This is a genomic window from Jiella sp. M17.18, from assembly GCF_041027365.1.
GTDB lineage: Bacteria > Pseudomonadota > Alphaproteobacteria > Rhizobiales > Rhizobiaceae > VKMB-3413.
Genome location: NZ_JBFTEH010000008.1, coordinates 145,549 through 160,232 on the forward strand (window position 1 = coordinate 145,549; position 14,684 = coordinate 160,232).

At 68.1% G+C, this 14,684-nt stretch carries 12 protein-coding genes; all 12 read left to right on the forward strand.

What is annotated here, in order from left to right; translation table 11 throughout:
* Positions 1-403: 403 nt before the first annotated feature.
* On the forward strand, positions 404-1,483 hold the full coding sequence (locus tag AB5S17_RS15955) for an NAD/NADP octopine/nopaline dehydrogenase family protein (RefSeq protein WP_369241105.1): 1,080 nt from the start codon (positions 404-406) through the stop codon (positions 1,481-1,483).
* Entirely contained in the window at positions 1,483-2,499 is a 1,017-nt protein-coding gene (locus tag AB5S17_RS15960) for a 3-hydroxybutyryl-CoA dehydrogenase (protein WP_369241107.1), read from the forward strand. The genes AB5S17_RS15955 and AB5S17_RS15960 overlap by 1 nt, the downstream gene beginning before the upstream one ends.
* A gap of 125 nt (positions 2,500-2,624) precedes the next feature.
* A complete protein-coding gene (locus tag AB5S17_RS15965; protein WP_369241109.1) occupies positions 2,625-3,977 on the forward strand; it encodes an aromatic ring-hydroxylating dioxygenase subunit alpha in 1,353 nt (450 codons plus the stop codon).
* Positions 3,977-4,459, forward strand: a complete 483-nt coding sequence (locus AB5S17_RS15970; RefSeq protein ID WP_369241112.1) for an aromatic-ring-hydroxylating dioxygenase subunit beta — start codon at positions 3,977-3,979, stop codon at positions 4,457-4,459. The genes AB5S17_RS15965 and AB5S17_RS15970 overlap by 1 nt, the downstream gene beginning before the upstream one ends.
* Before the next feature lie 10 nt (positions 4,460-4,469).
* Positions 4,470-6,107 carry an AMP-binding protein gene (locus tag AB5S17_RS15975; RefSeq protein WP_369241114.1) on the forward strand — a complete coding sequence of 546 codons (1,638 nt, stop codon included), beginning with the start codon at positions 4,470-4,472 and terminating at the stop codon, positions 6,105-6,107.
* A 1-nt stretch (position 6,108) separates the two neighbouring features.
* Complete coding sequence (locus AB5S17_RS15980; RefSeq protein ID WP_369241116.1) at positions 6,109-7,308, forward strand: thiolase family protein; 1,200 nt, start codon at positions 6,109-6,111, stop codon at positions 7,306-7,308.
* Positions 7,305-8,546 carry an SDR family NAD(P)-dependent oxidoreductase gene (locus tag AB5S17_RS15985; protein WP_369241118.1) on the forward strand — a complete coding sequence of 414 codons (1,242 nt, stop codon included), beginning with the start codon at positions 7,305-7,307 and terminating at the stop codon, positions 8,544-8,546. Before AB5S17_RS15980 ends, AB5S17_RS15985 begins: the two co-directional genes overlap by 4 nt.
* Positions 8,543-9,367: a cyclase family protein gene (locus AB5S17_RS15990; RefSeq protein WP_369241120.1), complete on the forward strand. Its 825-nt coding sequence runs from the start codon at positions 8,543-8,545 to the stop codon at positions 9,365-9,367. Before AB5S17_RS15985 ends, AB5S17_RS15990 begins: the two co-directional genes overlap by 4 nt.
* Complete coding sequence (locus AB5S17_RS15995; RefSeq protein WP_369241122.1) at positions 9,364-10,095, forward strand: SDR family NAD(P)-dependent oxidoreductase; 732 nt, start codon at positions 9,364-9,366, stop codon at positions 10,093-10,095. Before AB5S17_RS15990 ends, AB5S17_RS15995 begins: the two co-directional genes overlap by 4 nt.
* A 200-nt stretch (positions 10,096-10,295) precedes the next feature.
* A complete protein-coding gene (locus AB5S17_RS16000) occupies positions 10,296-12,674 on the forward strand; it encodes a bifunctional salicylyl-CoA 5-hydroxylase/oxidoreductase (RefSeq protein ID WP_369241124.1) in 2,379 nt (792 codons plus the stop codon).
* Between the two features lie 13 nt (positions 12,675-12,687).
* Positions 12,688-13,134, forward strand: a complete 447-nt coding sequence (locus tag AB5S17_RS16005; protein ID WP_369241126.1) for an acyl-CoA thioesterase — start codon at positions 12,688-12,690, stop codon at positions 13,132-13,134.
* On the forward strand, positions 13,127-14,683 hold the full coding sequence (locus tag AB5S17_RS16010) for an ATP-dependent acyl-CoA ligase (RefSeq protein WP_369241128.1): 1,557 nt from the start codon (positions 13,127-13,129) through the stop codon (positions 14,681-14,683). The genes AB5S17_RS16005 and AB5S17_RS16010 overlap by 8 nt, the downstream gene beginning before the upstream one ends.
* Position 14,684: the final 1 nt, after the last annotated feature.

Below are 14,684 nucleotides of genomic sequence, written 5' to 3' on the forward strand. Positions count from 1 at the left end.
GCGAGCCTGCAAAAGTTTAAGCTTAAACTGATCGCGCTGGGCGGGACTGTCAACGCGCCCCGTCGCGTCGGAGGTAGCGGCGAGGCTTGCCCGGATGCTGTGAGGACGGGGCGCATCCCTCTGTGCGTCGTCATCCTCGGGCCCCGTCCCGAGGATCCAGGAGTGCCGGCCGCAGATCAACGGCGACCGTCCCGCGTCCGCTCGATGTCCTCGGGATGGACTGCTGCCTGATCCGTTGCTCTGTGTCCTCAGGACGAGGCCCGAGGATGACGAAGCGGTGAGGGCGGTGCCTCATTTCCGCGTCCTGGTGGGGAGCCGTGCGGAAAAATCGCCACCGACCGGGGTTGAAAACTTTAAGCCTAAAGCATTTACTGCGAGCCGTCGGATCGGAGGAAGGCGGCTCATGAAGATTGCGGTACTCGGCGGCGGCAACGGCTCGCATGCGGCGGCGGCGGATTTCTCCGAGGCCGGCCACGCCGTCCGCTTCTGGCGTCGCGACCGCGCCGCCTTCGGCCCGATGCTGGAGAGCCGGACGATCGCGCTGCGGGACTTCCAGGGCGTGCGCGACGTCACGATCCCGTTCGTCACCGACGATCTCGGCGAGGCCGTCGCGGGCGCCGACCTGATCGTCGCGCCGGTGCCGGCCTTTGCGCAGGCGGATCTCGCGCAGCGGCTGGCCCCGCATCTGTCCGACGGCCAGGTGATCTACCTGCCACCCGGCACCTTCGGCTCCTATCTCATGACGAAGGTCCTGCGCGAGGCCGGCTCGACCGCCGATGTCGCCATCGCCGAGACCGGCACGCTGCCCTGGCTGACCCGCAAGCACGGCGCCGGCGAGATCGCCATCACCACCCGCGCGACGCGCCTGCCGACCGGCGTCTTTCCCGCCCGCCACTCCGAACGCGCCCTGGCGATCATCGCGGAAGCCTTTCCAGATGCGATCGAGCCGGTCGAGGACGCGCTGTCCGGCGCGCTGATGAATGCCGGGCCGATCATCCACCCGCCGCTGATCCTGATGAATGCCGGGCCGATCGAGCATTTCGACCGCTGGGACATCCACAACGAGGGCACGCAAGGCTCGATCCGCCGCGTCCATACCGCGCTCGACGGAGAGCGGATTGCCGTGCGCGAGGCGCTTGGATACGGCGCCCCGCACTTCCCGCTCGCCGACCACTACGAGACGTCGAACTGGATGTACGGCAATCTCGCCCACGACAAGCTGGTCGGCTCGGGCGACTGGCACGAGCATCTGGACCTTGCGACCCACCGCTACATGCTGGAGGACGTCGCCTGCGGCCTCGCCTTCCTCGTCTCGGTCGGCGAATGGGCCGGCGTGCCGGTGCCGGTCGCGGCGGGCCTTCTGGCGATCGCCGGCGCGGCCACCGGCAACGATTTTCGCGCGAGCGGCCGGACACTGGAGGGGCTGGGTCTCGCAGGCACGAGCCGCGCCGACATGCAGGCGCTCCTGAAGGACGGGTTGTGATGGCAGGAGCGAGCGCCCGGCCGATCATCGCCTGTGTCGGTGCCGGCCGCATGGGCCGCGGCATCGCCCATGCCTTCGCCTATGCCGGGATCGACGTCCGGCTGATCGACGCCAAGCCGCGCGAGCCCGGGGCCTTCGCCGCGATGGCGGACGCGGCGCGGGCGGAGGTGCGCGCAAGCCTCGCCATGGTCGCCGACCTCGGCGGCTTCGAGGCCGCAGCGATCGGCGCTATCATGCAGCGCGTGTCGGTCTTCTCGCTCGACCAGGCGGAGGCGGCGATCGCGGGAGCCCGCTTCGTCTTCGAGGCGGTGCCGGAAACCGATGAGGCCAAGCGGACCGGCCTCGAACTGATCGACCGCTTCGCCGATGCGGACGCGATCGTCGCCTCGACCACCTCCACCTATCTCTCGACCCAGCTCGCCGCCTGGAGCGGCCGTCCGGCCCGCTTCCTGAACGCACACTGGCTGAACCCGGCCTTCATCGTGCCGCTGATCGAGGTGAGCCCGACCGGCGACACCGATCCCGCCGTGACCGCCGAACTCAACCGGCTGTTCGAGGCGATCGGCAAGGTGCCCGTCGTCTGCAAGGCCTCGCCTGGCTACATCGTGCCGCGCATCCAGGCGCTGGCGATGAACGAGGCCGCGCGTCTCGTCGAGGAGGGCGTCGCCTCGGCGGAGGACATCGACAAGGCGGTGAAATACGGCTTCGGCTTCCGCTTCGCCGTCCTCGGCCTTCTCGAATTCATCGACTGGGGCGGCGGCGACATCCTCTACCATGCCAGCCGCTACATGACCGACGCGATGGGCGACAAGCGCTTCGCGGCGCCGGCGATCGTCGCGGCGAACATGGCGGAGGGCCGCAACGGCCTGCGCGATGGCGCCGGCTTCTACGACTATGCCGCGATGGACGTTCCGGCCTACCGGCGGGAGCGGATGGCGGAATTTCTCGGCATGCTGAAGCGCTCCGGCCTGCACCGGCCGCCGGCCGGCATGGTGGGTGAGAGGTCCGCCCCGTGAACGGCCGCAACCTTTGCCGATCAGGTCGCGGCGCGTTGCCGCCGTCCCCTGGCGATGCATGATGAGGAAAAGCAGTGTCGGCGGCTTCCGCCGAAGTCCGTGAACCAGCCGAGGAGGTCCATGCCATGTCCCGATATGAGGCCGATCCCGCTGCGGTGAAGGCGCTCGTCACGCCCGAGCGCGTGCACCGCGACGTCTATACCAGCCCGGAGATCTTTCGGCTGGAGATGGAGCATCTCTTCGCCAATACCTGGGTCTATGTCGGCCATGCCAGCCAGATCCCCAATCCCGGGGACTATCTCTCCACGGAGGTCGGCAATCAGCCGGTGCTGGCGTCGCGGCACAAGGACGGCTCGATCCACGTCCTCCACAACCGCTGCCCGCACAAGGGCACCAAGATCGTGTCCGAGGCCTGCGGCAATACCGGCTTCGTCTTCCGCTGCCCCTATCACGCCTGGCTGTTCAAGACCGACGGGGCGCTGCACGCGATCCCCTATCACCGCGGCTACCAGGACACCGACCTGATGACGAGCGAGGCGGCGACGGGCCTGCCGCGGGTCGGCGCCTTCAAGGTCTATCGCGACTTCATCTTCGCCAGGCTCGCCAAGGAGGGCGTCGACTTCGAGACCTTCTTCGGCGACAGCCTCTCCTCGATCGACAACATGGTCGACCGCTCGCCCGCCGGGAAGCTCGTCCTCGAAGGCGCGCCGCTGCGCTACATGCACCCGTGCAACTGGAAGATGCTGGTCGAGAACCAGACCGACACCTGCCACCCGATGGTCGCGCACGAATCCTCCGCCGGCACCGCGGTCTCGGTCTGGGAGCGCGAACAGGCCAAGGGCGGGAAGAAGCCGATGGCCGTCGAGGTCTACGCGCCGTTCATGGCGCCCTACGACTTCTTCGAGAAGATGGGTCTCAGGGTCTGGCCGAACGGCCACGGCCATACCGGCGTCACCACCTCGATCCACGCCGACTATTCCGCCGTGCCCGGCTATTTCGATCAGATGGTCGCCGCCTATGGCGAGGAGCGGGCGAAGGCGATCCTCGGCGAGAACCGCCACAACACCTGCTACTTCCCGAACATCATGGTGAAGGGCCCGATCCAGACGCTGCGCGTCTTCAAGCCGATCGCCGCCGACAGGACGCTGGTCGAGAGCTACACCTTCCGCCTCGTCGACGCGCCGGACATGCTGTTCGAGCGCACGTTGATGTACAACCGGCTGATCAACGCACCGACCTCGATCGTCGGCCACGACGACCTCGAAATGTACGAGCGCGCCCAGCTCGGCCTCCACTCCGACGGCTACGAGTGGGTCAACATCCAGCGGCTCTACAAGCCGGGCGAGGCGGAGGACGTCACCGATACCGCCGGCGGCACGAGCGAGCGGCAGATGCGCAACCAGTTCCACGCCTGGGTGAAGTACATGACGATGTCGATGACGCCGGAGGGCGCCGACCTGCAGGAGGCGGCCGAGTGATGACCGAAATCACCGAGAAGGACCTTGCCGACTTCGTCTACCGCGAGGCGCGGCTCCTCGACGAGCTGCGCTACGAGGAATGGCTGTCGCTCTATGCCGAGGACGCGCATTACTGGATGCCGGCGGAATGGCAGCAGACCGATCCGAAGCTGCAGGCCTCGCTGATGTACGAAGACCTGCTCCTTCTCAGGATCCGGGTCGAGCGGCTGTCGGGCAACCGGACCTACAGCCAGAAGCCGAAGAGCCGGGCGCAGCACCTGTTGCAGGCGCCGCAGATCGACGAGATGAACCCCGCCGAGAACCGCTATCGCACCTGGACGAGCTTCCATTATGCGGAGACCCGGGGCGACGAGTTCGCCACCTATGCCGGCTGGGCGCGGCACGAGCTCAGGGTCGAGGAGGGCGAACTGAAGATCGTCCTGAAGCGCGTCGACCTCGTCAATTTCGACGCGCCCTTCGGCAATATCCAGCTGTTCATGTGAGCGAGCGAGAATGAGCCTTCTTCCCGGCGTCACCGAGGACGCCACGGTCCATGCCCGCTTCGCCCGCACGGCCGAGCGCTTTCCGGAACGGCCGTTCCTCGCCGTGCTGCCGGAGACCGCCGGCGCCTACGGCATCGCCTCCGGCACGATCACCTTTGGCGAGGCGCTGAACCGCGTGCGCAACCTCGCCGAAGCCTATCGCGAGGCCGGCTATGGGCCGGGCCAACGCGTCGGCCTGCTCCTGCAGAACCGGCCGGACTTCGTCTTCCACTGGTTCGCGCTGAACGCGCTCGGCGCTTCCGTCGTGCCGATCAATCCGGACCTTCGCGCCGCCGAGCTGGAATATCTGATCGCACACTCGGAGATGGGCCTCGCCGTCGCCATCCCCGAGCGCGTCGCCGATCTGACATCCGCGGCGGCGGCGGGTGCCGAACTCGCCGTGATCACGCCGGACGATGCGCCGCCCATCGCCAGCCGTCCGGCGGCTTCAGGAGACGACCTCACGCGCGACACCGAATGCGCGCTGCTCTACACCTCGGGCACCACCGGCAAGCCCAAGGGCTGCGTGCTGACCAATGCCTACTTCCTGATCGCCGGCGAGTGGTACGCGACGGTCGGCGGCCTCTGCGACCTTCGCGCCGCTGCGCCCGAGCGCATGCTGACGCCGCTGCCGCTCTTCCATATGAACGCCATGGCCTATTCGCTGATTGCGACGGTGACCGTCGGTGGCGCGATCGCCGTCCTCGACCGTTTCCACCCGAAGAGCTGGTGGGACAGCGTGAAGCGCTTCGACGCGACCGTCGTCCATTACCTCGGCGTTATGCCGGCCATGCTGATGTCGGCGCCGGAGAGCGCCGCGGACCGGGCGCACAGCGTCCGCTTCGGCTTCGGCGCGGGCGTCGACAAGGGTCTTCACGCCCCGTTCGAAGCGCGCTTCGGCTTTCCGCTTCTTGAGGCCTGGGCGATGACAGAGACCGGCGCCGGTGCCGTGATCATCGCGAGCGAGGAGCCGCGCCAGATCGGCACGAGCTGCTTTGGCCGGCCGCAGCCGGCGGTCGAGGTCTCGATCCGCACCGATGCGGGAGCGGAGGCCGGCACCGGAGAACCGGGCGAACTCCTGGTGCGCGCGGCGGGCGCGGATCCGCGCCGCGGCTTCTTCCGCGAATATCTGAAGGACGAGGCGGCGACCGCCGCGGCCTGGGAGGGCGGCTGGTTTCACACCGGCGATGTCGTCTCGCGCGACGCAGAAGGCCAGCTGCACTTCGTCGACCGCAAGAAGAACGTCATCCGCCGTTCCGGCGAGAACATCGCGGCCGTCGAGGTGGAAAGCGTGCTCGGACGCCATCCGGCCGTCGCGCAGGTCGCCGTCGCGCCGACGCCGGACCCCGTACGCGGCGAGGAGGTCGTCGCGCTGATCGTGCCGAAGGAGCCGGCGAGGGCCGGGCGCGATCTCGCGGAGGAGATCACGCGCTGGTGCCTGACGCGGCTCGCCTATTACAAGGCGCCGGGCTTCGTCGCCTTCGTGCCGTCGATCCCGTTGACCTCCACCGAGAAGATCCAGCGCGGCGCGCTGAAAACGGCGGTGGCGGCGGCGCTGGGCGAGGGCAAGGCGATCGACACGACGGCCCTCAAGAAGCGGACGGCCTGAGGTGGCGGCGGCGACCACGCCCTCCCGCGGCAATCCGCGCCGGCCCTATCGTGACGTCGCGGTCGCGGTGCCGGTGAGCATTCCCTATGTCCGTTATTCCACCGACACCGCTCACGCCTGGATCGCCCGGGCGCTCAAGGAGCTGACGCAGCGCGCCGGCATCCGCCCGACCGACCTCGACGGCCTCTCCGTCTCGAGCTTCACCCTGGCGCCGGACACCGCCGTCGGCCTCACCCAGCATCTCGGCCTCTCGCCGCGCTGGCTGGACAACATCCCGATGGGCGGCGCCAGCGCCGTCGTCGCGCTCCGCCGCGCCGCACGGGCGGTGGAAGCAGGGGACGCCTCGATCGTCGCCTGCGTCGGCGGCGACGCCAACGAGGTCGACTCCTTCCGCAAGCTCCTCTCCTCCTTCTCGCGCTTCGCCCAGGATGCGAGCTACCCCTACGGCTATGGCGGGCCGAACGGTTCCTTCGCGCTTCTCACCGACCACTACATGCGGACCTATGGCGCGACGCGCGAGGACTTCGGCAAGATCTGCGTCGCGCAGCGCGACAACGCGCTGACATACCCGCAGGCGATCATGCAGAGGCCCCTGACGCTCGACGCGTACATGAACGCCCGGCCGATCGCCGACCCGATCCACCTCTTCGACTGCGTCATGCCCTGCGCCGGAGCCGAGGCCTTCCTGGTCACGACGGCGGACATCGCTCGCGACCTCGCCCTGAAGCACGCGACGCTCCTCTCCACCATCGAGCGGCACAACGCCTTCCCCGACGATCCCATCCAGATGCGCGGCGGCTGGGCGATGGATGTCGGCGAGCTCTACGCCATGGCCGGCGTGAAGCCGGACGACATCGACGTGCTCGAGACCTATGACGACTACCCCGTGATCGTGATGATGCAGTTCGAGGATCTCGGCTTCTGCGGCAAGGGCGAGGGGCCTGACTTCGTGCGCGCGCACGACCTGACGAACGGCGGCAGCTTCCCGCAGAACACCTCCGGCGGCCAGCTTTCGGCCGGGCAGGCGGGCGCGGCAGGCGGCTATCTCGGCCTCGTCGAGGCGCTGCGCCAGGTGACCGGGCAGTCGCTGTCGAAGCAGGTCGAGGGCGCGAGGATGGCGCTCGTTTCCGGCTTCGGCATGATCAATTACGATCGGGGCCTCTGCTCCGGCGCGGCGATCCTGCGGGGGAATGGCGCATGACGCATCCGCTCGGCCCCCCGCCGAAGAAGGACCCGCAGCGCGTCACGCGGCCGCCGGAACTGCCGCCGGTGCAGCGCAGCCGCGCCGCGCTCGGCCTCACCGCCGCCGCCGCGCGCGGCTTCTTCGCGCTGCAGGTCTGCGACGAATGCGGCACGGTCGCCTATCCGCCGCGCGACGCCTGCGGGAAATGCCTCTCCCCGCATCTGCGCTTTCAGCCCGTTGCGGACGGCGGCGAGGTCATCGCCGAGACGGTGATCCGCACCAGCACCGACCTCTATTTCCGGGAGAGGACGCCCTGGCGCGTCGGCATGGTCAAGATGGACTGCGGCCCGTCCATCGTCGCGCATCTCCATGGTGACGTCGCGGTGCCCGGGCGCTGCCGGATGGTGGCAAAGCTCGACAAGGGCGGCAATGCGGTCCTGGTGGCACGGCCCGAGAGATGGAGCGAGGCGATGGCCGACGATCCGGAATGGCGCGAACTCACCGCGCATCCGAAATTCCGCCGCGTGCTGGTGACGAGTGGTCGCGAGCCGGTGGGGCAGGCGGTCGCGGCAGCGCTGTCGAAGGCGGGTGCATCGATCGTCTTCGTCGGCATCGCCGAGCCCTGGAAGCCTTTTGCCGGCGAGGCGCAGCTGAAGGCGATCCCCAACGTGCAGATCATGCCGCTCGACCTTACCGACACGTCCTCCGTCACGGAACTCGCCGGCGAGATCGGCGGCAAGACCGACATCATCGTCAATACCGCCGACCATGTCCGCCCTGGTGGCGTGGTCGGGGCGGACAGCCTCGTCACCGCCCGCGAGGCCTTCGAGGTCAATGTCTTCGGCCTGCAGCGTCTTGCGCAGGCCTTCGGGGCGGGCATGCGCGCGCGCGGTGCCGACGGCGTCAACTCTGCGGCCGCGATTGTCGACGTTCTGCCGGTCCAGGCACTGGCGAATGCGCCGGACTTCGGCTTCTACTCGGCAAGCGCCGCGGCCCGCCACTCGCTGCTGCAGTGCCTCCGTGCCGAAATGCGGCCGGGCGGCGTGCGGGTGATGAGCGTCTTCACCGGGCCGGTCGAGGACGAATGGCGCCAGAACGTGCCGCCGCCAAAGGTCGCGCCGGCGCAGATCGCCAAGGCCGTGGTCACCGCACTCGCCGAGGGGATCGAGGAGAGCTTCGTCGGCGACATCGCGAAGGACGTCGCGGCGCGGTTTGCCGCCGATCCGAAGGTTCTGGAACGGGAGCTCGGACAATGACGACAGGCGTTGCACCCTCCGGCGCCGAGCTTCTGCAGGCGCTCGCCGCCGGTATCGTCTCCGGCGGCGTCGAGATCGTCGATCTCACGCACACGCTGTCGCCGGACTTCCCGGTCATGGTGCTGCCGCCGGAATTCGGCCAGTGCCAGCCTTTCCGCATCGAGGAGGTGTCGCGATACGACCGCCGCGGCCCCGGCTGGTACTGGAACAATATTTCGATGTCCGAGCATGCCGGCACGCACTTCGACGCGCCCGCACACTGGATCTCCGGCCGCAACCTGCCGCAGGGAACCGTCGACGCGATCCCTCTGGAAAAGCTCGCCCGGCCGGCAGTGGTGCTCGACTTTTCCCGGGAGAGCGCGGAGGACGCGGATTTCCTCCTGACCCGCGCCCATCTGGAAGCCTGGGAAGACGCCAACGGGGCGATCGAAGAGGGCGCCTGGGTGCTCTTCCGCACCGACTGGTCGAAGCATCTCGGCAGCGCGAGATACCTCAATCTGCGCGAGGATGGGCCGCATTCGCCGGGCCCGGCGCCAGACGCGATGGAGTTCCTGGTCAAGGAGCGCGCCATCACCGGCTTCGGCACCGAGACGATCGGAACCGACGCCGGGCAGGGCAGCCATCTCTCGCCGCCATACCCCGCGCACTTCATCCTGCACGGCAATGGCCGCTACGGCCTGCAGTGCCTCACGGGCCTCGACCGTCTGCCGACCCGCGGGGCCGTCCTCTTCGCCGCGCCGCTGAAGATCCGCAACGGCTCCGGCAGCCCGCTCCGGGTGTTCGCGCTGGTGCCGCGGCACGAGGAAAGGACCAGCGCATGAACGAGACGCCGTTCACCGCCGTCGTCACCGGCACGAGTTCCGGCATCGGCCGCGGCATCGCCCGGCGCATGCTGGAGCGCGGCTGGCGCGTCGTCGGCCTCTCCTGGCAGGCGCACGACTTCGAGCACGAGAACTTCGAGCCGATGACGATCGATCTCCTCGACGAGGCGGCCACCAGGCGCGCGGCCGACGACATCGCCGCGCGTCATGCCGTCAGCCACGTCGTCCACTGCGCCGGCCTGATCTGGCCGAACCTCCTCGGCGACGTGAAGCCGGAAGAGATCGACGGCCTGACCCGGCTGCACGTCACCTCGCCGATGATCCTCAGCCAGGCGATGCTGCCGAAGATGCGCGCGGCCGGGTTCGGCCGTATCGTCTTCATCTCCTCGCGCGCGGCGATGGGCGTCGCCTCGCGCACCGCCTATTCCGCCACCAAGGCGGCTGTCCACGGCATGGCACGGACCTGGGCGCACGAGCTGGGGCCCGACGGCATCACCGTCAACGTCGTCGCGCCCGGCCCGATCCTCACCGACAATTTCTGGGGCATCATCCCGAAGGATTCCGAGCGCCAGCAAAAGCTCGCCGAGCAGCTCCCGGTCCGCCGCCTCGGCACCGTTGAGGACGTCTCGCGCGCGGTGATGTTCTTCGCCGAGCCCGACGCCGGCTATGTCACCGGACAGGTGCTCTTCGTCTGCGGCGGGTCGAGCCTCGGCGGGCTGTCGCTTTAGGGCTGAGGGCCCGGAGGGTCATCCGGCGGCGGCCTCTTCCGCGTCTTCGACGGAGGCAGAAAGGTCGACCGCGCCATCTTCTCTCGCATCGGGGCGAAAAACACAGCCGAACGGTCGTGCCATCCGCCGCACCTCACGCGCATTGAAATCCAGATATTTTAATCCTAAACTAATTCGACGAGATCCGAGAGGAGACTGCCATGCGCATCACCGTGATCGGCGGCGGCCCGGGCGGGCTGTATTTCGCGCTCCTGACCAAGAAGCGGCGGCCGGACTGGCAGATCGCCGTCTACGAGCAGAACCAGGCCGACGATACATTCGGCTTCGGCGTCGTCTTCTCGGACGAGACGCTGCACGAATTCCTGTCGCGCGACCGCAAGAGCTTCGACCGTATCCGCGGCGAGTTCGCCTATTGGGACGACGTCGCGATCCACAAGCAGGGCACTGAGATGCGCTGCGCCGGCAACGGCTTTGCCGGCATTTCGCGCATGAAGCTCCTCGCGATCCTGCAGCAGCGCTGCCGGGAGGAGGGCGTCGAGATGCACTTCGGCGTCTCGATCCCGCCGGAGGAGATCGCCACGCGTTTCGCCGACAGCGACGTGATCATTGCCTCCGACGGCGTCAACTCGCGTATCCGCGAGCACTTCCGCGACAGCTTCCAGCCGGAGGTGGCGATCAAGTCGAACCGCTTCTGCTGGATGGGATCGACCCGCCCGATGGACGAGTTCAACTACTTCTTCCGCGAGACCAAGCACGGCATCATCTGCGCGCATACCTACCAGTATGAGAAGGGCCGCTCGACCTGGATCTTCGAGATGGACGACGCCTGCTGGCGCGGCCACGGCTTCGACGGCATGGACGAGGAACAGTCGAAGGCGGTCCTGGAGCAGCTTTATGCCGAGGAGCTGCAGGGCCATCCGCTGCTGCTCAACCGCTCGAACTGGCGCCAGTTCCCGCGCATCTTCTGCAACCGCTGGAGCCACGAGAACATCGTCCTCCTCGGCGATGCCAAGGCCTCGGCGCACTACTCCATCGGCTCGGGCACCAAGCTCGCGATGGAATGCGCCATCTCCTTGTCCGACGCGGTCGTCGAACACGGCGAGGCGAGCGTCGAGACGGCCTTCCACGCCTATGAGGACGAGCGGCGCACGCCCTGCCAGATCATCCAGCACAATGCCGACGTCTCGCTCGCCTGGTTCGAGCACATGAACCGTTCCTGGGACATGGAGCCCGAGCAGTTCGCCATGGTGGTGATGTGCCGGGCGAAATCGATCACCTACGATAACCTGATGGTCCGCGATCCGGGCTTCGTCGAGAAGGTCGACACCGCCTTCTACGAGCGGCTTTTCCGCGAGACCGGCGAGGACTACCGCAAGACCCGGCCGACGCCGATGTTCACGAAGTTCAAGCTGCGCGACATGGTGGTCGAGAACCGCGTCGTCATGTCTCCGATGGCGCAGTATTCGGCCGACGAGGACGGCAACCTCACCGACTGGCACTTCGTCCACTATACGAGCCACGCCCTCGGCGGCGCCGGCATGGTGTTCGTCGAGATGACCTGTCCCTCGGCCGACGCCCGGATCACGCGGGGCTGTCCGGGTCTTTGGACCGACGCGCACGAGGCGCAGTTCAAGCGCATCGTCGACTTCGTCCATGCGAACTCGAAGACCAAGATGGTGATGCAGCTCGGCCATGCCGGCCGAAAGGGCTCGACCCAGCTCGGCTGGGAGAAGATGGACGCCCCGCTCGAGGACAAGGCGAAGAACTGGCCGCTCTTCTCGGCCTCCGACATTCCCTACATGGAGGGCGTCAGCGACACCCCGAAAGCGCTCGACCGGGCGGACATGGACCGGATCAAGGCCGACTTCGTCCAGGCGACCGAGCGGGCGGAGCGCGCCGGCTTCGACATGGTCGAACTCCACTGCGCCCACGGCTATCTGCTGGCGTCCTTCCTCTCGCCGCTCACGAATCGTCGGACCGATGACTACGGCGGCTCGATCGAGAACCGGCTGCGCTATCCGCTGGAGGTCTTCCAGGCGATGCGCGAGGTCTGGCCGGCGCACAAGCCCATGTCGGTGCGCGTCTCGGCAACCGATTGGGCCGAGGGCGGCATCAGCGAGGAAGACACGATCGCGATCTCGCAGGCCTTCGCCGAGGCCGGCTGCGACCTCATCGACGTGTCCGCCGGGCAGACGATCGCCGAGCAGAAGCCGGTCTATGGCCGCATGTTCCAGGTGCAGTTCGCCGAAAGCATCCGCAATGTTCCGAAGCTGGCGGTCATGGCCGTCGGCGCGATCACCGAGCCGGCGCAGGTCAACACCATCCTCCACACCCGGCGGGCCGATCTCGTGGCGCTCGGCCGACCGCATATGTGGAACCCGTATTTCACGCGCGAGGCGTCCGCCTGGTACGACGCCCGCAACCAGCATTGGCCGAAGCAGTATCTCGCCGGGCGCGACCAGGCGCACCGCGAGCTGACGAAGAAGCGCGAGCAGGAGATGGAGCTCAGGCGCAAGGCGCGGCCGCGTCCGCACGAGCTGCAGGAGGACCTGCCCGACGCCCGCGAGGCTGCCGAGTGACGGGGGGCGCGTGATGGTGGGCGAGGTTTTCGAGGCCCGCTACAAGCTGCGCTTCGGCCAGTGCGATCCGGCCGGCATCGCCTTCTTTCCGCGGCTGGTCGAAATGGTGAACTGGACCGTCGAGGACTGGTTCGACATCGCCCTCGGCGACAGCTTCCGCCAGATCCACATGGACGAGAAGCGCGGCGTGCCGGCGGTCTCGGTCGCCGTCGACTTCCTCGGACCGGTGCGGCTGGGAGACGTTGCGGTCTACCGCCTTGCGGTCACGGCGATCGGCCGCAGTTCGATCACGCTCGACATCCGGGCCGCGCACGAGGACGGCCGCCCGATCCTCGCCGCCCGCCACACCATCGTCCACTGCGACCTCTCCGGCGAGGCGCCGAAGTCGCTGCCGTTACCGGACGATCTGCGCAGGGCACTCGAGCGGTACCTCGTCGAGGAGACCGCTGCGAATGGATAGGCGCGTTCTCGCCAATCTCCTGACGATGCAGGCGGAGCGCTACGGCGACCGGGAACTAATGGTCGTCGAGACCGTCCGCTGGAGCTTCGCCGATGCCGCCGACATCGCGGCGCGCCGTGCCTCGGCGCTCGATGCGGCGGGCATTCGGCGGGGCGATCGCGTCGCGATCATCTGCTCCAACCGGGCCGAATTCCTCGACGTGTTCTTTGGCTGCGCCTGGCTGGGCGCCGTCGCCGTGCCGATCAACATCGCCTCGCGCGGGACCCAACTCCAACACATCCTCGGCAATTCCGGTGCCCGGCTCCTGGTGATCGAAGACGGGCTCGCTGAGTGCCTCGGAACGATCGACACCGGCACGCTGGCGCTGGAGGCGATCTGGGTCATCGGCGACCCGGCCGTGGTGGCGCATTCGCTCACCCGCCCGCTGCCCGACCCGGGCGAGCCCCTGCCGCCGGTTTCGCAGACCGCCGGCGATCTCGCCGCGATCATCTACACCTCGGGCACGACCGGTCCATCCAAGGGCGTCTGCTGTCCGCATGGCCAGCTCTACTGGTGGGGCGCGAACACCGCCGACATCCTCGGCCTTCGCGAAGGGGAGCGCCTCTACACGACCCTGCCGCTCTTTCACGTCAACGCGCTGAACACCGTCTACCAGGCGCTGATCACCGGCTCGACGGTCATCGTCGGCAAGCGCTTCTCCGCCTCCGGTCTCTGGCCGGCCCTCGCCGAACATCGCGCCACCGTCACCTACCTCCTCGGCGCCATGGTGCCGATCCTGCTGTCGCGGCGGGAAACCGAACTTGACCGCGCGCATCGGGTCCGCATCGCTCTCGGACCCGGCGTCCCGCTGCGCTTCCACGAGCCTTTCGCCGACCGTTTCGGCTTGTCGCTCGTCGAGGGCTACGGATCGACCGAGACGAACTTCGTCATCGCGGGCGGGCCGGGCGAGGGCATCTCCGGCACGATGGGACGGATCCGGCCCGGCTTCGACGCGCGCGTGGTCGACACCGAGGACGAGCCGGTGCCGACGGGCACGGCCGGCGAGCTGGTGCTGCGGGCAGATGCGCCCTTCGCCTTTTCCAGCGGCTATTTCGGCATGCCGGAGAAGACCGTCGAAGCCTGGCGGAACCTCTGGTTCCACACCGGCGACCGCGTGGTGCAGGACGCGGACGGCCGCTTCCGCTTCATCGACCGGATGAAGGACGCGATCCGCAGGCGCGGCGAGAACATCTCCTCCTACGAAGTCGAGCAGGTGCTCCTCGCTTTTCCCGCCGTCGCCTCGGCCGCGGTCTTTCCCGTTCGCGCCGAGATGGCAGAGGACGAGGTCGCGGCGGCGATCGTTGCAGAAGAGGGCGCGCGGATCGATCTGGCGGAGCTGATCGCCTTCTGCCGCCCGCGTCTTTCCTACTTCGCCATTCCCCGCTTTATCGAGATCGTCGACAGCCTGCCGGTGACCGAGAACGGCAAGGTGAAGAAATATGCGCTCACCGAGCGCGGCGTGACGGCCGGGACGTGGGACCGGGAAGCACACGGCATCGCCGTTCGATAGC